13 protein-coding genes and 1 pseudogene are annotated in these 21,868 nt (G+C 68.7%); 5 read left to right on the forward strand and 9 right to left on the reverse strand.

Annotation, left to right across the window (positions count from 1 at the left end):
* Window positions 1-246 precede the first annotated feature (246 nt).
* The 3 genes from EHO50_RS37965 (at window position 247) to EHO50_RS37975 (ending at window position 5,047) form a co-directional block, all read left to right on the forward strand.
* Complete coding sequence (locus EHO50_RS37965) at window positions 247-1,869, forward strand: glycoside hydrolase family 43 protein (RefSeq protein ID WP_128436084.1); 1,623 nt, start codon at window positions 247-249, stop codon at window positions 1,867-1,869.
* A gap of 52 nt (window positions 1,870-1,921) precedes the next feature.
* Window positions 1,922-3,979: a glycoside hydrolase gene (locus EHO50_RS37970; protein ID WP_128436087.1), complete on the forward strand. Its 2,058-nt coding sequence runs from the start codon at window positions 1,922-1,924 to the stop codon at window positions 3,977-3,979.
* Window positions 3,980-4,081: 102 nt separating this feature from the next.
* Window positions 4,082-5,047, forward strand: a complete 966-nt coding sequence (locus EHO50_RS37975; RefSeq protein WP_128436089.1) for a glycoside hydrolase family 6 protein — start codon at window positions 4,082-4,084, stop codon at window positions 5,045-5,047.
* Between the two features lie 98 nt (window positions 5,048-5,145).
* On the opposite strand, the gene EHO50_RS37980 is transcribed toward EHO50_RS37975, so the two are convergent.
* The 5 genes from EHO50_RS37980 to EHO50_RS38000 form a co-directional block, all read right to left on the reverse strand.
* Window positions 5,146-5,862 (reverse strand): glycoside hydrolase family 12 protein, encoded by a 717-nt coding sequence (locus tag EHO50_RS37980; protein WP_128436092.1) that lies wholly within the window; start codon window positions 5,860-5,862, stop codon window positions 5,146-5,148.
* Window positions 5,863-5,998: 136 nt separating this feature from the next.
* Window positions 5,999-8,212 (reverse strand): sialidase family protein, encoded by a 2,214-nt coding sequence (locus EHO50_RS37985; protein ID WP_128436095.1) that lies wholly within the window; start codon window positions 8,210-8,212, stop codon window positions 5,999-6,001.
* Between the two features lie 124 nt (window positions 8,213-8,336).
* Complete coding sequence (locus tag EHO50_RS37990; RefSeq protein ID WP_128436098.1) at window positions 8,337-9,263, reverse strand: carbohydrate ABC transporter permease; 927 nt, start codon at window positions 9,261-9,263, stop codon at window positions 8,337-8,339.
* A complete protein-coding gene (locus tag EHO50_RS37995; protein ID WP_128436101.1) occupies window positions 9,260-10,315 on the reverse strand; it encodes an ABC transporter permease in 1,056 nt (351 codons plus the stop codon). The genes EHO50_RS37990 and EHO50_RS37995 overlap by 4 nt, the downstream gene beginning before the upstream one ends.
* The gene (locus tag EHO50_RS38000; RefSeq protein ID WP_128436104.1) at window positions 10,315-11,985 is read right to left on the reverse strand and encodes an extracellular solute-binding protein; all 1,671 of its coding nucleotides are present in this window, start codon (window positions 11,983-11,985) and stop codon (window positions 10,315-10,317) included. Before EHO50_RS38000 ends, EHO50_RS37995 begins: the two co-directional genes overlap by 1 nt.
* A 333-nt stretch (window positions 11,986-12,318) precedes the next feature.
* On the opposite strand from EHO50_RS38000, the gene EHO50_RS38005 reads away from it, so the two are divergent.
* Window positions 12,319-15,150, forward strand: coding sequence for a glycoside hydrolase family 3 C-terminal domain-containing protein (locus tag EHO50_RS38005; RefSeq protein ID WP_128436107.1), 2,832 nt, complete (start codon window positions 12,319-12,321; stop codon window positions 15,148-15,150).
* A 104-nt stretch (window positions 15,151-15,254) separates the two neighbouring features.
* Here the strand turns inward: EHO50_RS38005 and EHO50_RS38010 are convergent, their stop codons facing one another.
* The 4 genes and pseudogenes from EHO50_RS38010 to EHO50_RS38030 form a co-directional block, all read right to left on the reverse strand.
* Window positions 15,255-17,396 (reverse strand): beta-galactosidase, encoded by a 2,142-nt coding sequence (locus EHO50_RS38010; protein ID WP_128436110.1) that lies wholly within the window; start codon window positions 17,394-17,396, stop codon window positions 15,255-15,257.
* Between the two features lie 269 nt (window positions 17,397-17,665).
* Entirely contained in the window at window positions 17,666-17,905 is a 240-nt protein-coding gene (locus EHO50_RS45925) for a hypothetical protein (protein ID WP_128436112.1), read from the reverse strand.
* 799 nt (window positions 17,906-18,704) lie between these two features.
* Complete coding sequence (locus EHO50_RS38025) at window positions 18,705-19,841, reverse strand: cytochrome P450 (RefSeq protein WP_246101787.1); 1,137 nt, start codon at window positions 19,839-19,841, stop codon at window positions 18,705-18,707.
* An 828-nt stretch (window positions 19,842-20,669) separates the two neighbouring features.
* Window positions 20,670-20,834: pseudogene (locus tag EHO50_RS38030) on the reverse strand (pirin family protein); the annotation flags it as partial.
* A 220-nt stretch (window positions 20,835-21,054) separates the two neighbouring features.
* Between EHO50_RS38030 and EHO50_RS38035 the strand changes: the two are divergent.
* The coding region (locus tag EHO50_RS38035) for a site-specific integrase (protein ID WP_246101789.1) at window positions 21,055-21,868 on the forward strand (814 nt) is incomplete at its 3' end.

Below are 21,868 nucleotides of genomic sequence, written 5' to 3' on the forward strand. Positions count from 1 at the left end.
CACCTGGGCTTGGTCGATTGGCTGACCTGCGATGATTGACACCCAGTAGGTTCGAATGTTTCGAGACATCCAACGAATCATGCGGAAGCCCTTGACGACGTCCACCGTCCCTCTATCATCCAGGTTGCTCGACAGTTCGACTTTTATTCGAGATTCCGAACACGCCAGAGCCGCTCCACTCGAACCCGGAAGAGCACCTCCGGGTTGCGCCACCACAACGGCCGAGCCGCAAGGAGCACGCCACCCATGCATATGTCATGGCCACATCAACACCTTTCCCGTCGCCGCGCGCTGACGACCGCCACCGGCCTCGCCACCGGCGCGGTCCTCCCTCCGGCCGCAGCCCGGGGGCCGGCCCGCGCAGCCGCCGCGGCGTACACGAACCCGGTGATCTGGCAGGACTTCGCGGACATCGACGTCATCCGCGTCGGCGACACCTACTACGCCTCGGCCTCGACGATGCACTACTCGCCCGGCGCGCCCGTCCTGCGCTCGTACGACCTGGTGAAGTGGGAGATCGCCGGTCACTCGGTGCCCGTGCTCGACTTCGGCGCCAAGTACGACCTGAACGGTGCCCGTGGCTATGTCAGAGGGATCTGGGCGTCGTCGCTGGCCTACCGTCCGAGCAACAGGACGTTCTACTGGCTGGGCCAGATCGACTTCGCCCGGACGTACGTCTACACCGCCACCGCCGTCGAGGGGCCGTGGAGCAGGCTGACGACGATCAGCACGCCGTACTACGACGCGGGGCTGCTCGTCGACAGCGACGACACCCTGTACGTGGCGTACGGGAACACCACCATCAGCGTGGCCCAGCTCTCGCCCGACGGCCGCAGCCAGGTCCGCACGCAGCAGGTGTTCACGACACCCTCGAGTGTCGGCACCCTCGAGGGCGCCCGCTTCTACAAGATCAACGGGCAGTACTACATCTTCCTGACCCGCCCGGCCAACGGCCAGTACATCCTCAAGTCGTCGAGCGGCCCCTTCGGTCCGTACACGATGCGGCAGGTCCTTCTCGACCTGCGCGGGCCGATCCCCGGCGGTGGCGTCCCGCACCAGGGCGGGCTGGTGCGGACGCAGAGCGGCGCCTGGTACTACATGGCCTTCGTCGACGCGTATCCCGGCGGCCGGATGCCCGCCCTGGCACCCGTCACCTGGACCTCGGACGGCTGGCCCGTCGTGCAACTCGTCAACGGCGCCTGGGGCACCGCGTATCCCAGCCCGGCCGTGCCCACCCCACCCCGCCAGGTCACCCCCATGACCGGTGTCGACACCTTCGACGGAACGACCCTCAAACCGAAGTGGGAGTGGAACCACAACCCGGACAACACCAAGTGGTCGGTCGACAACGGCCTGACCCTGCGGACCGCGACCGTCACCAACGACCTCTACTGGGCCCGCAACACCCTCACCCACCGCATCCAGGGCCCCACCTCCACCGCCACCGTGCAGCTCGACCACTCCGCGATGCGGGACGGCGACCGGGCCGGACTCGCGCTGCTGCGTGACTCCTCCGCCTGGGTCGGCCTCAAACGCGACGGCGGCACGACGCGGGTGGTGATGGTCAACGCGCTGACCATGGACGGCAGTTGGAACACCACCGGTACCGGCACCGAGGTCGCGAGCGCGCCTGTCTCGGGCGGCCGCATCTGGCTGCGCGCGGGCGCGGACATCCGCCCCGGTGCGGCACGCCCCGGCACCTTCTCCTACAGCACCGACGGCAGCAGGTTCACCCGCCTCGGGCCCGCCTTCTCCTTGGGCAACGACTGGCGGTTCTTCATGGGCTATCGATTCGCCCTCTTCAACCACGCCACGCAGGCACTCGGCGGCGCGGTCCGCGTCACGCGGTTCGAGCTGTTCACGCCCTGAACGATCGGAGGATCGCACACCCAACCCCCCACCCAACCGTACGAGGAGAACCATGAACCCGCTGAAACGACTGGGCCGCCGCCGAGCCTCGGTGTTAGCCCTCCTGGCCGCGGCCGCCCTGGTGACGCCCGGGACCGCGAACGGCGCACCCGGCACACCCGACGACGTCAAAGCCTCCACGCTGGGCGCCCAAGCCGCCCAGTCCGGACGGTACTTCGGAACCGCAGTGGCCGCCGGAAGGCTCGGCGACGGCACGTACACCGGGATCCTGGACCGGGAGTTCAACTCGGTCACACCCGAGAACGAGATGAAGTGGGACGCGACCGAGCGATCCCGCGGGCAGTTCACCTTCGGCCCCGCCGACCAGATCGCGAACCGCGCTCAGGCCCGCGGTCAGCGCCTGCGTGGCCACACGCTGGTGTGGCACTCCCAACTGCCCGGCTGGGTCAGCTCCATCAGGGACGCGAACACGCTGCGCAGCGTGATGAACAACCACATCACCACCGTGATGAACCGCTACAAGGGCCGGATCCACTCCTGGGACGTGGTCAACGAGGCCTTCGCGGACGGCGGCAGCGGTCAGCTGCGCAGCTCCGTCTTCCGGGACGTGCTGGGCAATGGCTTCATCGAGCAGGCGTTCCGCACCGCGCGATCCGCCGACCCTGCGGCCAAGCTCTGCTACAACGACTACAACATCGAGAACTGGAGCGACGCCAAGACCCAGGGCGTCTACCGCATGGTCCGCGACTTCAAGGCGCGCGGCGTGCCCATCGACTGCGTCGGCCTGCAGGCCCACTTCGGCACTGGCGGCCCGCCCGCCAGTTTCCAGACCACGCTGTCGAGCTTCGCCGCCCTCGGCGTGGACGTCCAGATCACCGAACTGGACATCGCGCAGGCGTCGCCGACGGCGTACGCCAACACCGTGCGGGCCTGCATGAACGTGGCGCGCTGCACCGGCATCACGGTGTGGGGCATCCGGGACAGCGACTCCTGGCGGGCCTCGGAGAACCCGCTGTTGTTCGACCGGGGCGGCAACAAGAAGTCTGCGTACAACGCGGTGCTGACAACGCTGGGCGGCACGCCCGCCGCCGCCCGTAGCACGCCCGCCGCCCCCGGCGGCAAGCCTGCCGCCCCGCGCAACGCAGTCAACGCCGCTGCTCTGCCCAGCCGTTACTCGTGGAGCTCCAGCGGCCCGCTGATCTCTCCGAAGCCGGACTCGACCCACAACATCGCCGGGATCAAGGACCCGACGGTCGTCCACTACAACGGCAAGTACCACGTGTTCGCCAGCGTCGCCAGCTCCTCCGGATACAACCTGGCGTACCTGAACTTCAGCGACTGGTCCCAGGCCGGCTCGGCCACGCACCACTATCTGGACCGCAGCGCCATCGGACGCGGGTACCGGGCCGCGCCGCAGGTCTTCTACTACGCGCCGCAGCGCCTGTGGTACCTGGTCTACCAGACCGGCAACGCGTCGTACTCCACCAACCCCGACATCAGCAACCCGAACGGCTGGAGCGCGCCCCGCCACTTCTACTCGTCGATGCCGGACATCATCAAGCAGAACATCGGCAACGGCCACTGGGTCGACATGTGGGTGATCTGCGACAGCGCCAACTGCTACCTGTTCTCCTCCGACGACAACGGGCACCTGTACCGCTCCCAGACGACCGTCGGCCAGTTCCCGAACGGCTTCACCAACACGGTCATCGCGGCGCAAGACTCCAAGTACGCCCTGTTCGAAGCGAGCAACGTGTACAAGGTGCAGGGCAGCAACCAGTACCTGCTCCTCGTCGAGGCCATCGGCTCGGACGGCCGGCGCTACTTCCGCTCCTGGACCACGAGCAGCCTCGCCGGCTCCTGGACACCCCTGGCCGCGTCCGAGAGCAACCCGTTCGCACGGGCCAACAACGTCACCTTCCCCTCCGGGTCCTGGACCAGGGACATCAGCCACGGCGAGATGATCCGGGCCGGCTACGACCAGACACTCACCATCCCCTCCTGTCGGCTCCAGTACGTCTACCAGGGCATGAACCCCAACGCGGGCGGCGACTACAACCTCCTCCCGTGGCGGCTCGGCCTCCTGACCCAGACCAACTCGACCTGCTGACCGACCGCGCCGTGGGGAGCGCCTCCGGTGGGAGCGCTCCCCATGCTCACCGCCGACCTTCGGACACCCCCTGTCAGATGTCAGAAAGCCGAGGTACCCGTCATGCGCCGCAGACTCCTTGCCCTGGTGGCAGCGCTCTCCTCACTGCCGCTGGCGCTCGCCACCGCTCCGTCCGCCCATGCGGCCGATCCGACGACCATGACCAACGGGTTCTACGTGGACCCCGACTCCAGCTCGAAGCGATGGGTCGCCGCCAACCCCGGTGACGGCCGGACACCCGCGATCAACGCCTCCATCGCCAACACACCGACGGCCCGCTGGTTCGGCTCCTGGAGCGGCACCATCGGCACGGCCACCGGCGCGTACGTGGGCGCCGCGGACGCCCGGGACAAGCTGCCCCTCCTCGTCGCCTACAACATCTACAACCGCGACTACTGCGGCGGGCACTCCGCGGGCGGAGCGTCTTCGCCGTCCGCCTACGCGAACTGGATCGCCCAGTTCGCGGGCGGGATCGCGGGCCGCCCGGCCGTCGTCGTCCTCGAACCGGACTCCCTCGGGGACTACGGCTGCATGACCCAGGCCCAGATCGACGAACGAGAGAGCATGCTGACCGGAGCGCTCGCCGAGTTCAACCGTCAGGCTCCCAACACCTGGGTCTACCTCGACGCCGGCAACCCGGCCTGGGCGAGCGCGGCGACTATGGCCCGTCGCCTTCACGAAGCGGGCCTCCGGCAGGCCCACGGTTTCTCGCTCAACATCTCCAACTACCTGACCACGGCCGAGAACACCGCGTACGGCAACGCCGTCAACAGGGAACTCGGCACCCGTTACGGCTACACCAAGCCGTTCGTCGTGGACACCAGTCGCAACGGCAACGGCTCCAACGGCCAGTGGTGCAACCCTTCGGGCCGCCGTATCGGAACCCCCACCCAGCTGGGCGGAGGCGCCGAGATGCTCTTGTGGATCAAGGTCCCGGGCGAGTCCGACGGCAACTGCGGCGTGGGAACAGGCTCCACGGCCGGACAGTTCCTCCCGGAGGTCGCCTACAAGATGATCTACGGCTACTGATCCGGGGCCGCCCGCGATTCGCGAAACGCAACGCGCTGCGGGCCGAGGTCGACCGCGCCTGAGGAAGGACGCGGACCGACCTCGGCCCTGATGTCGGGTCAGCCGCCGCTGATGGTCAGGTTGTTGGTGTTGAAGTTGAGTCCGCCGGACGACGAAGTGATCTCATAGCCGAACTGCACGTCGCCGATGGTCTCGTTGCCGGGCATCCAGCCCTTGGTGTAGGCGATCCACTGGAGGATCGGCTTGACGTCCACGGTGCCGGAGTTGGAGTCGGACGTCCGCAGGAACGAGAACACCTGGTTCGACCCGTTGGTGCCCTTGTAGACGTTCCAGTTGTGGCCGCCGAGGTTGACGTTGCCCTCGTAGCCGCCGATCGGGCCGACGGCTCCGTTGTAGTTGACCCAGAGCATGATCTCGTACTGGTGGTCGGTGTCCCAGATGTCGTACGACGTGTTGTACGCGCCGGACGACGGGACGCTGACGTTGTAGTTACTGGTGAGCCAGCCGAGGGAGTCGATCGTCTTGTTGATCGTCTTCGTCGAGTTGGGGTAGGACTTGATGCCGCCGGTGTTGGGGTGGTCGGCCCAGACACCCCAGCCGGTGCCGGAGTTGGCCCAGAGGCACTGGCTGCCGAAGCCGGAGCCCCAGACGTTGTTGTAGAGCTTGTAGCCGTCCAGGCTGGTGCTGCCCCATCGGTCGCAGGAGTTCCAGACTGCTGCCGAAGCGGGGGCGGAGGCGAGACCGACGGTGGCACCGAGAGCCATCGCCGGCGCGAGCACCGCCATGGTGATCTTGCGTATCTTGCTTTTGACCATGGTGTCCCTTCCACGGGTGGGGGGAAATGTGGGGGTTGCTACCACGCCCCCATGCTGAGGACGTGGTCCTCCCCGGCGACGAGGTCGATCGGCTCCGCGTCACCGGAAGAAGTCCTGATTTCACTCAGATCGGGCATCAGACGGGCTCCCCGTACTGCACGCCACGCCCGTTGGTGGCGAGGTAGACGCGGCCGTAGACGCGCGGATCGCCGGTTATGGCCGCTCCGGTCCAGCCCCACCGGTGCCGGTCGTCGTTGATCCGCGTCCAGGTCCTGGCCTCGTCGTCGGAGCGGTAGATGGCGTTGAAGTCTTCGATCCCGCCGGCCATGTAGATCGCCGGGTAGGCGGCGCCCTTGGCGGCCTTGCCGAAGCCCAGGGTGTGCGAGGACCGGCAGCTGCCGACCTTGGTGAAGGTCGCGCCGCCGTCGGTGGAGCGGTAGAGCCCGTTCGCCTTGGCGCTGAGCCACAGGTCACCGGAGCGCCCTGGGGCCGCGGCCAGCTGGAACCCGGCGTCGCCCGAGCTCAGGCCGGTGGCCCGGGCGGTGAAGGTCAGGCCGCTGTCGGTGCTGGCGTAGAGCGTGCCGGCGGTCGTGTCGTAGGCGTAGCAGCAGGTCGGGTCCACGGGATCCGCAACCAGGACGGCGCCCTTCGGGAGGGAGGTGACCTCGGACCAGGTGGCGCCGTTGTCCGCCGAGCGGTGTGCCGGGTATACGGTGCCGTCCCAGTGCGCGAGGGACCACAGCAGCACACTGCCGTCGGCGTTGGTGACGATCGGTCCGGGCGCGTCCTTGGCGACGGCCGGCTGCGACGCGAAGGGCGTCCAGGTCTTTCCGCCGTCCTTCGACCAGGCGCTGTTGCCGTTGTCCCCGGAGCCGGTGCGCACGACGTACGAGGGCTTGGCCGCGGCCTGGGCGAGTGCGATGGCGGACCCGAACACGGGGTTCGTGGCCATGCCGCGCGACGGGGAGGCGGTCAGCCGCTCGTGGTACAGCACGCCGATGTCCCGCGACCCGCTGATCAGGTGGGCCTCTCCCGTCGGAGGCGACACGAGCGCCACGACGGACGCCTCCTCCAGCCCGCGGATCTGCGGAGCCCAATGCTTGAGGTCGCGCGTGCCGTACAGGGTCGCACCGGTGCCGTAGACGACGTGCTCGGAGTCGAACGGGTCGAGGCCGACGGCCTGGATCCACCAGCCGAACTTGGGCTCGTCCTTGCCCCAGTTGAGGTAGGGAGTCTCGGCGACATCGAGGACTGCCTCGTCCTTCAGGGACTTCCAGGTGCGGCCGCCGTCGGTGGAACGGAAGACGGTGTCGATCTCGGCCCAGCGGTTGTTGGTGGACACGACGAGCGTCCCGGGCCTGCGGGCGTCGACGGCGACACCGCCGTAGCCGAAGGAATCGGTCCCGCCATCGCTCGACGCCCCACCGGGCTTCACCGGGGTGACCTCGGTCCACTTCCCGTTCGCCGTACGCAGTTTGTGCACGCTGCCGTCCGACTGCCCGTTGGGGCCGGGGGCGTTGGCGTACGTCACGTACAGCTCGCGGGTGAGGCGGTCGTACGCGGCGCGGATGGGCACCTTGGCGGCGGTGCCGGTGGGCTGCCCGGGGACGGGCTCCCAGGTCTTTCCGTCGGAGGTACGGTACAGGTTGGGGTGGTCGGCGGTGCCGTCGGAGTCACCCCAGCCGGCGTAGACGCTGCGGCCCGCCGCGACGAGGAGGGTGATGCCCTGGCCGGTGGCGCTCGGTGTGGCCGGGAAGCTCACGGGCTTCCAAGTGGCGCCCCGGTCGGTCGACTTGAGCACCCCGTCGTGCCGGGTGCCGAGCCACAGGGTGTCGCAGTCGCGGGGGTCGACCAGCAGCCGTTCACCGCAGCCACGCCCGTCCTCGTTGCCGCCGAACTTCACGGTGAGGTCGGTGCGCTTCCAGGTGGCACCCCGGTCCTCGGAGCGCAGCACGGCCCCGTTGCCGGCCCAGGGCTGGGTGTACGTGCCGAGGGCCAGGTACACCCGGTTCGGGTGGGCGGGGTCGACGGCCATGGCCTCGACGCCGAGGAGGTTCCAGTCGTCCCAGCCGAGGTGGTCGGTCAGCGGGATCCAGCGGTCGGTCCGGTCGTCCCAGCGGTAGGCGCCCCCGATGTCGGTCCGGGCGTAGGCGAGCCCTCGCACCGACGGGTGGAACAGCACCCCGGTGATGAACCCGGTGCCGCCCATGACGGCGTTGCGCCAGCGGTAGGCGGTGGCGACCGACTCGGCGGCCTCTGCCCGCCCGGGGAGGAGGGGGGCGGTGGTGAGCGCGGCGGCGGCCGCGGTCCCGGCGAGAACGGCTCGTCTGCTCAGGCGGGACGTACGCATGGACATACCTCGTCTTTGCAAGAGTGGGGAGTGGAGAACCTAAGGGGCGCGGGGAACTGCGCGACTAGCCACAAACGACCCGCAGCCGCCGGACGGGGAAAGCACCCCATTGAGTGGGCGCCATTCAGCCCTTGATCGCTCCGGTCAGCATGCCCTTCTTGAAGTGCCGCTGGACGAAGGGCGACGCAACCGCGACGGGGATCAGCGCGAGGACCATGACGGCCATCTGCAGCCCCAGGCTGGAGAGTTCGCCGGTGTGGACCGCCTGCTGAAGACCGGTCGGCGCTTCGGTGCCCTTCTGGACCAGCTGGATGAGCACGTTCTGCAGCGGCAGCATCTCCTGGTCGGAGAGATAGATGGAGGCGTTGAACCAGGCGCTCCAGTAACCGACCGCGTAGAACAGGGAGATGACCGCGATCACCGCCCGCGACAGCGGCATGATGATGGTCAGCAGGATCCGCAGCTCACTGGCCCCGTCGATGCGGGCGGACTCGGTGAGTTCGGGGGAGATCCCCATGAAGAAGGCCCGCAGGACGAGGACGTTGAAGACACTGACCGCGCTCGGAAGGATCAGCGACAGATAGGTGTCGGTGAGGCCGAGCGCCTGCACCAGGAGGTACGTCGGGATGAGGCCGGCCCCGAAGAACATGGTGGCCATGATGGTCATCAGGAAGTACCGGTGCCCGAGGCTCCCCGGCCGGGACAGGCCGTAGGCGCCGAGGACCGAGACCGCCATGGAGAACAGGGTGCCGAAGAAGGTGACCCCGACCGAGACCATGATCGCCCGGCTGACCTGTCCGCCGCTCAGCAGTTCCGTGTAGTTGATGAAGGTGATGCCGCGGGGGATCACGACCAGGCCGCCGACCTGGTCGATCACCGGTTTCGGGGAGAGGCTGGTGACGACGACGATCCACAGCGGACCGAGTACGCCGAGGCAGCACAGGAGCAGCAGGCCGCCCTTCGCGGTGAGTCCGGCCTTGCTGGGCGGCTCCTCCCACACCGGCCGGGGCGGCGCCTTGAGGCTGCGGATGAGCGTGGTGTTGAGACTCACTTCTTGTACACCCCCTGCTCGCCCAGCAGGTGCGCGAACTTGTTCGCGCCCAGGACGAGAGCGACACCGATGATCCCCTTGACGAGGCCGACCGCAGCCGCGTAACTGAAGTCGCCGTTCTGGATTCCCATGTTCCACACGTAGGTGTCGAGGACCTCGGCGGCTCCCGCGCCGACCGCGTCCCGCTGGAGCAGGAACTGCTCGAAGCCGACGCTCAGCGCGTCACCCACCCGCAGGACCAGCAGGAGCGCGATCACCGGGCGCAGTGCGGGCAGCGTCACGTGCCACATGCGCCGCCAGCGCCCCGCGCCGTCCATTGCGGCGGCCTCGTACAGATCGGTGCTGACCGCGGCCAGCGCCGCGAGGAAGACGATGATCCCCCAGCCGGCGTCCTTCCAGACGGCCTCCGCGGTGACCAGCCACTTGAACAGGTCCGCGTCGGTCATCAGGTCGAAGCCGCTCACGCCGTGGTTCTCCAGGGTCTGGGCGATGATGCCCGCGCCGCCGAAGATCTGCTGGAAGACGGTGATCACGAGTACCCAGGAGAAGAAGTGCGGCAGGTACATGATCGCCTGCGCCACGGCCCGCACCCGGGGCCGGATCACGCTGTTGATGAGCAGCGCGAGGGCGATGGGCACGGGGAAGAACAGCGCGAGCTGGATCACGAACAGGAGGAGGGTGTTCTGCGTGGCATCCCAGAACAGCGGGTCCTCGACCATGCGCACGACTTGGTCCAGGCCCACCCACGGGCTGTGGAAGATCGCCGTGATCCCGTTGCCTGCGATGTACGGGTCGTACTCCTGGAAGGCGATGACGTTGCCGAGCAGCGGGACGTAGTGGAAGACCAGCAGCAGCGCGATGAGGGGCAGCGTCATCAGGATGAGCGCGCGGTCGCGGTGCCACCGGACCCGGAACGGGACCTTTCCGGCCTTGCCCGTCCCGCGCGGCGCCCGCCCCTTCGTCGCCTCCGCGGCGGCGACAGCGGCCGCCGGCTCCTCGACGGCCGCGGGGGGACGGGTCCCGTCCGGCCTGCTCCCGGTGGTGAGCGACATCAGTTGCCACTGCCGTTCTTGTCGATGAGCTCCTTGTACCAGTCCCGCAGCTTGTCACCGCCGGAGGACTTCCAGTTGGCGATGAAGGCCTGGACGTCGGACATCTTCTTGTTGCCGCGCACATAGTCGATCTGCAGCTGCTCGAGCTGGCTGGAGAGGTTGGCGTAGCGGGCCGGCTCGATGATGGTCATGCCGTAGATGGAGGTCTTCTTCATGAAGGCACCCATCCGCTGCTGCCACTCGACCTGCGCGCGGGCGACATCGGGGAGGTCGGGGTGCGCGAGGTAGGGCGCCGGGGCCGCCAGCATCGACCAGGCGTTGATCACCTCGCCGTTGCCCTGGTCGGTCTTGACCGGGGCGCCGTCCTTGACCGTGTAGTGGCTGCCCTCGACGCCGTAGTCGACGAGCATCCGCTCCTTGGTGCCGTAAGGCGCTGCCGCGAAGTTCGCGGCGGCCAGGGCGTTCTCGACCGTTTCCTTGGAGGCGCCCTTGCGGATCATCGACCAGATGTTGGCGGGCGCGGACGCGTACGTCGTCGGGTTGCCGCCGTCGGCGCCGAAGAAGTCCATGCCGTCGATCTGGAACTCCGGGTTGGCCTGGGCCTGTTCGGCGGCCTTGACGTACCAGAAGGACATGTCGCTGGTGGTGACCAGGATCTGTCCGGCGGTGAACCGCTGGCCCGCGTCGCCGGTGCGCGCCCTGTCATCGGGGTGGACCACGCCGGCGTCGAACAGCTTGCGGACCCACGCCAGGGATTCGAGGTACTCGGGACGCTCGATGCTGTACCGCAGCTTGCCGTCGTCATCGATGTTCCAGTTGGGCGCGACGCCGAAGATGTTGCCCGCGATCCAGGAGATGTCACCGCAGGCGTACACCTTGGCCCTGGCGCTGGTGGCGTCCTTGGCCCAGCTGAGGAACTCGTCGGCCGACTTGGGTACGGAGTACCCCTTCTTCTCGAAGATGTCCTTGCGGTAGTAGGGCACGATGAAGCTCGCGGGGGCGGTGGGCATCGGAATGCCGCGCAGCGCGCCGCCGAAGATGCCCATGCGCCAGGCGTCGGACGGTATCGCGGCCAGGTTCGGGTACTTCTTGACCTTGTCGCCCGCCAGGTAGGGGCCGAGGTCCATGCACTTCGCGGCGACCGCGCTCCCGATCTTGCTGTTGTTCAGTTCCCAGCTGGGCACGACCACCATGTCGGGCAGGGAGGTGGAGGCGAGGACGGCGCCGAGCTTCTGGCCGTAGGTCATGCCGTTCTGGTTCTGCCAGGTGACCTTGGTTCCCGCTGCCTCGTCGACCGCCTTGTAGTAGGCGCAGCCAGGCTTCGGCGGGGTGCCCCAGAACGGGGACATGATCTTGACGGGGGCTCCGGTGCCGAGCTTGTCCGGTACCGAGGTGGTGAGGGCCGCGAGGTCGACCTTGCTGGTGTAGCCGGCCGCCGCACCGTTCTTCGAGGGAATGTCCGGATCGGCCATCTTGCTGGCGACGTAGGTCGGGAGCAGCTTGTCCGCGGCCTTGCCCGACGTGGTTCCCTCTCGCGACCCGCTCTCCGAACCGCCGCAGGCGGTGAGCAGCGGCATTCCCCCGGCCACCGCTGCGGTGGCAATCGCTGAGGAGGCGAGGAAGCTTCTCCGGCTCGGTCCGGAGGCGGCGGAGGCGGCATTCGGCGTCATTGCGTCAACCCTTCATGGCTCACCTGGACACCCGGCGGTGGGCCGTCGGCTGCGGTGTCGTGACTGGAACTGGTTGAGCTGAGCTGAGCTGAAACGAACATCCAATCACTGCGACGCGATTCGCAGTCGAAGCGCTTCGATGTTGCAGTGAGGTTAAGTGAGCGCCCATGGACACACAAGGGTCGCTTCCAAGATTCCCGTGAGGCGCCTGAGGGCGTTCTCCATATGCCCTGCTTGATGCGCCCGCGCCGATCCCTTGACACTCGCCCCTGCATTTCACGAGCATCGAAGCGCTTCGAAAGCACGCTCCGCTCCATCTCAAGGGGATCCCACGTGTCTGCACACACGCCGCACACACCACCGCCTTTCCGCGATCAGCGACTGCCGTTCGCGAAGCGCATCGACGACCTGCTGTCGCGGCTCACCCTCGACGAAAAGATCGGATTCCTGCACCAGTTCGCCCCGGCCGTCGAGCGGCTCGGCATCGCCGAGTTCCGCACCGGCCAGGAAGCGCTGCACGGCGTGGCCTGGATGGGTCCGGCCACCGTCTTCCCCCAGGCGGTCGGCCTCGGCGCCACCTGGAACACGGACCTCGTACGACGGGTCGGCGAGGCGGTGTCCAAGGAGGTCCGGGCGATGCGCGCCCGCGACGACCGCGTGGGCCTGAACGTCTGGTCCCCCACCGTCAACCTCCTGCGCCACCCCCTGTGGGGCCGGGGCGAGGAGGGCTACTCCGAGGACCCGAAGCTCACCTCGACCATCGCCACCGCCTACACCCAAGGTCTGCGCGGCGAGCACCCGACGTACTGGCGCACCGCCCCCGTCCTCAAGCACTGGCTGGCCCACAACAACGAGACGGGCCGCGACGTCACGTCCTCCTCGGTGCGCCCGCGCGTCCTGCACGAGTACGACCTGCGCGCCTTCCGCGAGACGGTCGAGGCCGGTGCGACGGCCGGGGTGATGCCGGCGTACAACCTGGTCAACGGCCGCCCCAACCACGTCTCCCCGTATCTGCGCGAGCACCTGCGCGCCTGGACCGACGAGGACCTGCTGGTCTGCTCCGACGCGGGCGCGCCCTCCAACCTGGTCGACTCCGAGCACTACTTCGACACCCACGAGGAAGCCACGGCCGCCGCGATCCTCGCCGGCGTCGACAGCTTCACCGACCACGGCACCGACAGCTCGAAGATCACCGCACGGGTCCGCGGCGCCCTCGAGCAGGGCCTGCTGACCGAGGCCGACATCGACACCGCGGTCCGCCGCCAACTGTCGGTCCGCTTCCGCCTCGGCGAGTTCGACGGCCACGAAGAGCCCGGCGCCTTCGACACCCCCGAACACCGCGCCCTCGCCCAGGAGGCGGCCGAGCAGTCGGTCGTGCTACTCAAGAACAGCGGCGGGCTGCTGCCGCTCGCGCCCGACACCCGGCTGGCCGTGGTCGGCCTGCTCGCCGACGAGTGCAAGCTCGACTGGTACAGCGGCACACTCATCCACCGCTCCACCCCGCTGGAGGGCCTGTACGAGCGGTTCGGCGCCGAGCACGTGCAGTTCGCGGAGGGCGTGGACCGGATCCTGCTGAAGACCTCGGCCGGAGCCTTCCTGCACGTCCCCGAAGCGGACGCCGACGACGAGGTCCGCGGCGCCGAAGGTGCCCTCGACCCGGCCCTGCTCGCCGGCCGTACGGATCTGCCCCCGCTGACCACCGACCCGACCGGCACCGAGTTCGCGCTCGTCGACTGGGGTGAGGGCGTGCTGACCCTGCGCGCCCCCGACGGCCGTTACCTCTCCGTCGCCGAGGACGGCTGTGTCCGCGCCTCCGCCGACCAGCCCGGAGGCTGGGTCGTCCAGGAGACGTTCCGCCTGGAACCGCACAAGGACGGGCACCTCCTCCGGCATCTCGGCACGGGTCGCCACGTCTCAGTCGCCACCGACGGCCTCAAGGTTGCCGACGGGAACGGGGAGATCTTCGAGGTCGTCGTCGTCGAAAGCGCCGAGGACGCAGTGAACAGGGTTGCCTCGCAGGCGGACGTGGTCCTGGTGGTCGCGGGCAACGACCCGCACATCAACGGCCGCGAGACCGAGGACCGTACGACACTCGCCCTCCCCGCCCACCAGGAGCGCCTGCTACGCGCCGCCCACGCGGCCAACCCGAACACCGTGCTGGCACTGGTCTCGGCGTACCCGTACGCGGTCGATCACGCGGAGGTGCCGGCGATGCTGTGGACGTCCCACGGCGGCCAGGCAGCCGGCACCGCCCTCGCCCGGATCCTGGCCGGCGACGTCTCCCCCGCCGGCCGCCTCCCGCAGACCTGGTACGCCGACGACGCCGACCTGCCCGACCTCCTCGACTACGACGTGATCGGCGGACGCCAGACATACCTCTACTTCGAGGGCACCCCGCTGTTCCCGTTCGGCCACGGCCTGTCGTACGCGTCCTTCTCCTACGAAGGCCTCACGGCTCGCGTCGAGGACGGGACACTGCACGTGTCCTTCACGGTCGGCAACACCGGTGACGTCACCGCGGACGAGGTCGCCCAGCTCTACACCCGGGCCATGGAGCCGTCGGTGCCACGGCCCCGCAGGGAACTGGCCGCGCACCAGCGTGTGACGCTCGCACCCGGCGAGGTCACGGAGATCGCCTTCCAGGTGCCGATGTCGGCCTTCGCGTTCTGGGACGTGGCGCAGGGACGTCAGCGGGTGGCACCGGGCCTCTACGAGCTTCTCGTCGGAGCGTCCAGTGAGGACATCCGCCTGGCCCAGAGCATCGAACTCGACGGCGAGCCGTCCGTCCCCCGGCCGGTCATGATGGGCGGCCTGGATGCGGTGGACTTCGACGACCAGAGCGACACGGAGATCGTGGACCGCGCGAAGACATCGGGGGACTCCGTCGCCCCTGTGGCCGACCGCAGGGGCGAGCTGGTGTTCCGTGACTGTGACTTCGGAAAGGGGGCTGCCGGGATCACGATGGAAGCCGCGGGCGAGGGCACGGTCGAACTCTCGGTGGGTGACGGTCCGGTGCTGGCAGTGCTCACGCTTTCCCCGGGTACCGCCGGGCCCTACGACTACGCCACGGTGAGCGCCCCCGCCGTCGTGGCGGCCGGTGTGCACGACGTCCGTCTCGGACTGCGCGGCCCGCTGCGGCTCGCGCGCGTCTCCTTCTCCGTCTGAGGTCCGCGTCGACCCCAAGTGCACGGGATTCGCCACACAGGAGTCCGGCACCGGAAGGCTTCGGTGCCGGACTCGGCTTCAGCTGTCACTCGCGGTGTCGGATGTCACCGGTCCCGCGCGGCAGGCCCCGGTGCGGCGGCGAGGACGCGGACGTCCCAGGCACCGAGCCGCACGGGCGTACCGGCCCGGACCACGCTGCCGTCCAAGGCGTCGGTCAGGTCCACCGGGGCCTGGGTGGTGGCCGGCTGCCAGCTCCAGTTGTGGACGACATGGACGCGCCGGCCGTCGGGGGCGGTGCCGGTGGCGACGGTGACCGAGTCCGGCAGGCCCTGCCAGCCGCTCGACGGGGTGGGCGCGAGCCACGCGGCGAGCGCGCGGGCCAGATCGCGGCCGGGCACGGTGCCCACGCACGTGACGCGGCCCGCGCCGTGGCGGCGGGTGGTGACGGCGGGCCAGCGCCCGAAGTGCGGGTGGTCGTACTCGGCCAGGACGTCGGCGTCGTCGACGGCCAGGCCCTCCACCCAACGGGTGGCCACCGCGTCGGCGGGCAGCTGGAGCGGGCTGTCCGGTGCGGTGCGCAGCGGCAGGTCGGCGTGCAGGTTGCTGAACTCGTCGTACCGGACGCCCGCGGCCCGCACCAGTCGCGCCGGTGTCACCTCGTGGCGTGCCCGCGCCTCATGGTCACCGTAGCCGGTGCGGGGACCGAGGACGAGGTGGCCGCCCGCCTCCGCGTATGCGCCGAGCCAGTCGAGCGTCCCGTCGTCCGCCACGTACAGCGCGGGAGCGATGAGCACGGGGTGCAGCTCGGCCGCCGACTCCGCTGCCAGCCCCGGGCGTTCGCCGCGCGGGTCGTGCAACTGACGGGCGTGCAGGATCCGTACCTGGCGCCCCGCCTCGAACGCGCCCCGGTAGAACGGGTCGAAGATGCCCTCGTACGCACCCCCGTCCGGACCGCCGTCGGGACCCGCGAGCGGCGGGTACTTGTTCATCAGCCACTTGCTCGGCGCCGAGTACACCATCGCGATGTCGGCGTCCGGTGTGATCCCGGCGACCAGGTCTCCTGCCCGCTCGAACTCCGCTCCCAAGCGGGCGAGTTCACCGTAGGCGCGGCCCGGCCGCCCACTGTGCGGGAGGATGCCGCCCCAGTACGTCTCGGTGCCGAAGTGCAGCGTGTGCCAGTGCCAGTACTCGATCATGCGGGCCCCGCGCGCGACCAGCGCCCACGCGGCCTGCCGCCACTGCCCGTCGAAGGCGGGCCGGTTGTCCGAAGTGCCGCCGATGGCCTGGGCGTTGGTCTCCGTGATCAGGAACGGCTCCTGGCGCGAGGAGTAGATCCGGTCGGCGCTCTGGTGCAGCGCCCATGCCCCGTACGCCATCCATTGCCCCGGCAGCTTCTCGTGCGGCGGCTCCGGCATGGTGAGGCTGTCCTGCATGTCGTAGTACGGGTTGCCCGCGGTGACGTCCAGGCTGTCGGTGAGTTCGTCGTCCTCCAGGCCGGGAGACCAGTAGGCCAGGCACGTGGTGACGAACTGGCCCGGCCTCGCGTACTCACGCACGATGCCGGCCTGCCAGGCGATGAACTCGGTGGTCTGCCGGGCCTGGAACGCCCGCCAGGCCAGGTCGTACTGCGGCTGTGCGTTGCCCTCCGGCTTCCACAGGTCGGCCCAGGTGGACAGTCGGTGCGACCAGTACACCAGCCCCCACTCGCGGTTGAGGGTCTCCACATCGCCGTACCGCTGCCGCAGGTCGTCCACGAACCGCTGGAAGACACCGTGGTTGTGCGGCAGCCGCGGGCCCGGCTCGTTGTCGACCTGGAAGCCGATGACCGCGGGATGGTCGGCGTAACGGGCCGTGATCGCGCGGATCACCCGCTCCGCGTGGAAACGGAAGGCCGGGTGCGTGATGTCGACCTCCTGCCGGCCACCCCACGCGGCGCGCCGCCCGGTGGCGTCCTCGGCGGCGATCTCCGGGTACTGCCGGGCCAGCCACGGAGGCACCGCGTAGGTGGGGGTGCCGAGGACGACGGAGATGCCGCGCTCGTGGGCGCCGTCGAGGACGGGTTGCAGCCAGTCGAGTTCGAACCGGCCGTTCTCCGGTTCCCAGGTGGACCAGACCGACTCGCCGACGCGGATGACGGTGAACTTCGCCTCCGCCATGAGATCGAGGTCGGTCTTGAGCCGCTCGTACGGCTGGTACTCGTGGTAGTAGGCGGCGCCGAACAGGACGCGCGGAGGCAGATCAGTCATGCGAATCCCTCGAGAGACGTAGGGGTCCCGGCCACCGGGATCCGGGATCCGGGACGGGGAAGTAGTGGGTGTTGGAGGTCGAGCCGGTCACGGACTGATGAGTTGCTGGTTCCCGTCGCGTTCGCCTGTCGCGGAGTGTCGAACGTCGTCACCGGGAGAGGGTGTCGCCCCGTCCGGGTCCCGGGAGAAGCTTGGTCCTGTCCGTGCCACGGGCCCGGAAGCGGCGTCGCCGTGCAGCTTTGTCGGAAGGTGAGGAAACGGCTGATGCCTCACGAGGTCAGCGGCTCGTAGCCGTACCAGTCGCAGTGGTGGACGTCCTGGGCGGCATGCAGTCCGATCACACGGCCGAGGAAAACGCCGGCCACCTCGGTCGGCAGACAGCGGCCGTCGAGAGTCGCGAGCGAGGTGAAGGTTCCGTCCGGCAGTTCGACGCCGAGGGCGCCGGCTGTGTGGCCAAGACGGCGCGCACCGAACCGACGCGCGAGACCATTCGCACCTCGGTGCCGCATCCCTGCGCCGGTTCGATCAACGTGCGCGCCCGGCACGCCCGATACCGGTGGCGCCGACCGACGAAGACGACGTCGGGCTCGTCCAAGGGGGCGCCGCATGCTCGCAGCGTCAGAGAGCCGGGGCGCTCCTTCGTGGTGCAGTGATCGGCGGACCATCCGGGGGTGCGGCTCACCGTGGAGCCCGCGGATGGCGACAACGGCTCATCTGGTGACTCATGGCAGCAGCTCCCTCGGAGGATCGTCGAAGCGCTTCACTCAATGACGCAAGTTAATGAGGAATTTCTGGCGAAACAAGGGGATGCAGGCAATGGAACGTCTTTCCTGCCAGGCATTGACATCACATCTTGGGCGGTGGCAGAGAGCGTCGAAGCGCTTCACCAGCCGATGCCTCGCCCGCTCGTTGAGGTGCCCCTCCCGTGGGTTCTGCTTTCCTGCCCGTCCTCGGCCGGCGGCCGTGCCGTGATCCCGCGCGACGAGGTCGCCACGGCCGTGTCGGTGGAGATGCGCGCCTTCCACCGGCGTCGTCGGCCGACGACCGGCTCCGGCACCAACAGCCTCAGGCGAAGGCGCCCGTGGTGAATCTGTTGCGCGATCCGCACTGGGCTCACAACGAGAACGGTTACTCCGAAGACCCGCCGCACACCGGTCGGCCGACGACGGCCTACTGCCGGGGCCTTGGCCGCGAGGGCCCGTACCCGAAGATCACCAAGTACCCCGACCGGCACAGCCACGTGGAGGCGACCTTCCCCGAACTGCCCGCCAGGTTCCGTTTCGGAGCCTCGAACCCTCTCTCTCGAGCTCAGGTCGCCAGGGCTTGCGTACTGGTGTCGTGATTGTCCGAGGACGGGGTGAAGGTGATGTCCAGGCTGGTCAGACCCCGGAAGTTGAGGCTGCGCTGCCAGCGCGGCGAGGCGCCGTCGAGCCTCCAGTCGGGCAGGCGGGTCAGCAGTGCCTCCAGAACGACGGCGCCCTCCAGCCGGGCCAGCGCTGCGCCGAGGCAGAAGTGCGGCCCGTAGCCGAAGGCGACGTGTCGCCCACCAGGACGCTGGAAGTCCAGCCGGTCAGGGTCGGGGAAGGCCACCGGATCCCGGTTGGCGGCACCACACACCAGAAGCACCGCCTGTCCGGCGGTGATGGAGCGGCCTGCGAGGTCGAGGTCGCGCCGCGCACGGCGCAGCATCAGCTGCACCGGGCTGTCGTAGCGCAGGAGTTCCTCGACTGCGACGGGGATCAGGTCCGCCCGGCTGCGCAGTTGGTCGGCGGCCTGCGGGTGACGCAGGAGGGCGAGGGCGGAGTTGCCGATGAAGTGGGTGGTGGTCTCATGGCCGGCGATCAGGAGCAGGGCGCAGTTGGCGAGGAGTTCGTCGAAGTCCTGGTCGGCGTTCTCGGTTCCGGTGGCCAGCAGCGCGCGCAGGGTGTGGGGCGCGGGCGGGCCGTCCTTGCGGGTGAGGAGTTCCCGGAGGTAGGCGAGCATCTGTTGCATGCTCTGCGAGGCGGCTCGGCTGTCGTCGACGTCCAGCCGGGAACTACCGATGGCTGCGGCGATCGGATCGGACCAGGAGGACAGAGCGGGTCGGTCCTGTTCCGGCACCCCCAGGAGGTCGCAGATGACAGCCAGGGGCAGTGGGCGAGCCAGGTCAGCGACGATGTCCAACCGGCCGGTCGGCGCTGCGGGGGTGATGATCTGGTCGACTGCGTCGGAGATCCGGTCGCGTAGCGTCGCCACGGCCCGGGGGGTGAAGGCTCTGCTGAGCAGGGAGCGTAGCCGGGCGTGGCCAGGAGCGTCGCTGTAGAGCATCTGCCGACTCAGGACCCGGGCCAGTGGCCGTAGTTCCTCGGAGACCGCCTCGATGTCCGGATAGCGCACCGAGGAGAAGCGCGGATCACTTGCCGTGCTGCTGACCACCGCATAACTGGTCGCGACCCAGGCGTCCAAGTGACGATCCCAGTAGAGGTCGTCAGCGTTTCGAAGGTCCCGGTAGAAGTCGTAAAGCCTGTCCTGGTTGCGGGGCCTCAGGGCGGACAGTAGCGACACTGGTGTTGCGTGAGTCTGCACCGCCGCAAGGTAGCACCACAAGAGCATTTCATTGCCCGCAAAAATGGTCGTCCGATCAACCCATCGGGCGTTGTCACGTTGTTGGTGTGTACGGCCTGACGGTGTGTCGAGGAATGGTCCAGTCCGACTCCGGTCTGTTGCTCAGGTTGCTGCGGGCCGGCCGGTCACCCGGTCCCAGATCGCGAAGCGGATGGCCCCATGTGCGGCTTCAGCCTCGACGCCCAGGGCATGGCCGACATCACCATCGCCTCGGCTGTACTTGCCCAGCCCAGGGGCATCCCGGCGGATCTACCCATCTGCATCCTGGTGGGGAATCACGACCCGCTGAACGCCGAGCTCTCACTTGTCGAACGCTACGGCGAGGCCGGCCTCACCGACGTGACCCATCAAAGATCTGCACAGTGGGGCGGGTGGGACTCGAACCCACGGCCGACGGATTATGAGCCCACTGCTCTTCTTTACGACGATGGTCCTCGGTCACACGTCCCGACCTGCCTCGTGGTCAACGACGTGCGCCGTACGACGAAAGTCTCGCACCCGGTCCCGACGAGGCCAGACCGGGGCGCGAGTCAGCGTTGGTCCGCCCTCGACCGAGCCTGCAAACACCACCACACGCTACGGAGCTGCGAAAAGAGCAGCCTCGCCATAGCTGACTAGGCGTCAGCAAAGTCAGCATCAGGTCAGCGAACGTCCTGCCACAGCCGCAGGTCAACGCACCCTTCCCCGCGGCTTCAACGCCACCGCCGGCAGCTCGGGGGCAGGCAGTGGAGCACCGTCGTACCCCTTCACCTCCCCGAACCGCACCCCTTCCATCCAGTCCTGACCGGCCTGGACGATCTCCTCCTGGGTCCGTCCGATCCAGTTCCAGAACATAGCGGATCCTGCGCGCATCAGCGCAGGTCAGCGCTGTTCCAAGCCGGTGAGGGTCAGCAAGCTGCCAGCATCGGTCGTGGAGGAGTCAGCAACCATGGGTTCCGCTGTCCTGGTTCGTGGGATGGGGTCGTTTTTCAAGGAGTGTGAGCATCCGCGGTCGCGGTGGTCGAAGTGCCCCCATCCTTACAAGGTCCGGTACCGGTCGGCGGCGGGGCGGCAGTTGGAGGAGTCCGGGTTCGCGACCCAGGATGCGGCCATCGAGCGTTTGACGGAGATCTACAAGGCGAAGAAGGCGGCGCCGCGGGGCCAGGCGAAGGCGGAGCGGATCGCCCGGTACGGGGCGATGCGGTTCGAGGAGTACGCCGGCGAGTGGAAGGCCGGCCAGCGGGATCTGGGGCCGGCGTCGGTGGTGCACCTGGAGTCGCTGCTGAACATCCATCTGCTGCCGCTGCTGGGCAGCCGGCGGATGAACTCCTTCGACCACAAGGTGGTTGAGGGCTTCCTGCAGACCATGGAGCGTAATGGCATCGGCCTGGCCGCTCAGGTGAACGCCTTCGACAAGCTGAAGGCGATCCTGCTGGACGCGAACCGGCTCGGGCTGTTCGACGACAACCCGGTGGCCGGGGTGAAGCCGCCGCAGTACGACCCCAAGCGGGTGGTGATCCCGTCACCGGAGCAGCTGGGTCAGATACGCACCGCCGGTGACGACAGTTTCCTGCTGGTCGCCGATCTGATGAGCGGGTGCGGCATGCGCAACGGTGAGGCGTTCGCGGTCAACCTCAACAACATCGTCGCCGACGACGTCTACCGCATCACCGAGCAGGTCAACCGGACCACCTGCCAGTACGAGCGTCTCAAGCACCGCAAGGTGGGCGAGTACCGGGACGTTCCCCTGCCCGCGCGGGTGAGGCAGACCATCGAGTGGTACGCCGCCAAGCACGGCACCGTCGACGGCTACCTGCTGCGCCACCCGAGCGACCCGTCCCGCACGTTCCCGCATTACCACATCGCCAACCAGTGGCAGCGGATCAAGA

The sequence above is a fragment of the Streptomyces cyaneus genome (genome assembly GCF_004028635.1).
GTDB classification, from domain to species: Bacteria; Actinomycetota; Actinomycetes; order Streptomycetales; family Streptomycetaceae; genus Streptomyces; species Streptomyces cyaneus.

Bases quoted from the DNA above. Each gene is read 5' to 3' on its own strand.
- EHO50_RS37975 (WP_128436089.1), top strand. From the start codon at position 4,082: ATGCGCCGCAGACTCCTTGCCCTGGTGGCAGCGCTCTCCTCACTGCCG.
- EHO50_RS38010 (WP_128436110.1), bottom strand. From the start codon at position 17,396: ATGACTGATCTGCCTCCGCGCGTCCTGTTCGGCGCCGCCTACTACCAC.
- EHO50_RS37965 (WP_128436084.1), top strand. From the start codon at position 247: ATGCATATGTCATGGCCACATCAACACCTTTCCCGTCGCCGCGCGCTG.
- EHO50_RS37980 (WP_128436092.1), bottom strand. From the start codon at position 5,862: ATGGTCAAAAGCAAGATACGCAAGATCACCATGGCGGTGCTCGCGCCG.
- EHO50_RS45925 (WP_128436112.1), bottom strand. From the start codon at position 17,905: ATGCGGCACCGAGGTGCGAATGGTCTCGCGCGTCGGTTCGGTGCGCGC.
- EHO50_RS38000 (WP_128436104.1), bottom strand. From the start codon at position 11,985: ATGACGCCGAATGCCGCCTCCGCCGCCTCCGGACCGAGCCGGAGAAGC.
- EHO50_RS37985 (WP_128436095.1), bottom strand. From the start codon at position 8,212: ATGCGTACGTCCCGCCTGAGCAGACGAGCCGTTCTCGCCGGGACCGCG.
- EHO50_RS37995 (WP_128436101.1), bottom strand. From the start codon at position 10,315: ATGTCGCTCACCACCGGGAGCAGGCCGGACGGGACCCGTCCCCCCGCG.
- EHO50_RS37970 (WP_128436087.1), top strand. From the start codon at position 1,922: ATGAACCCGCTGAAACGACTGGGCCGCCGCCGAGCCTCGGTGTTAGCC.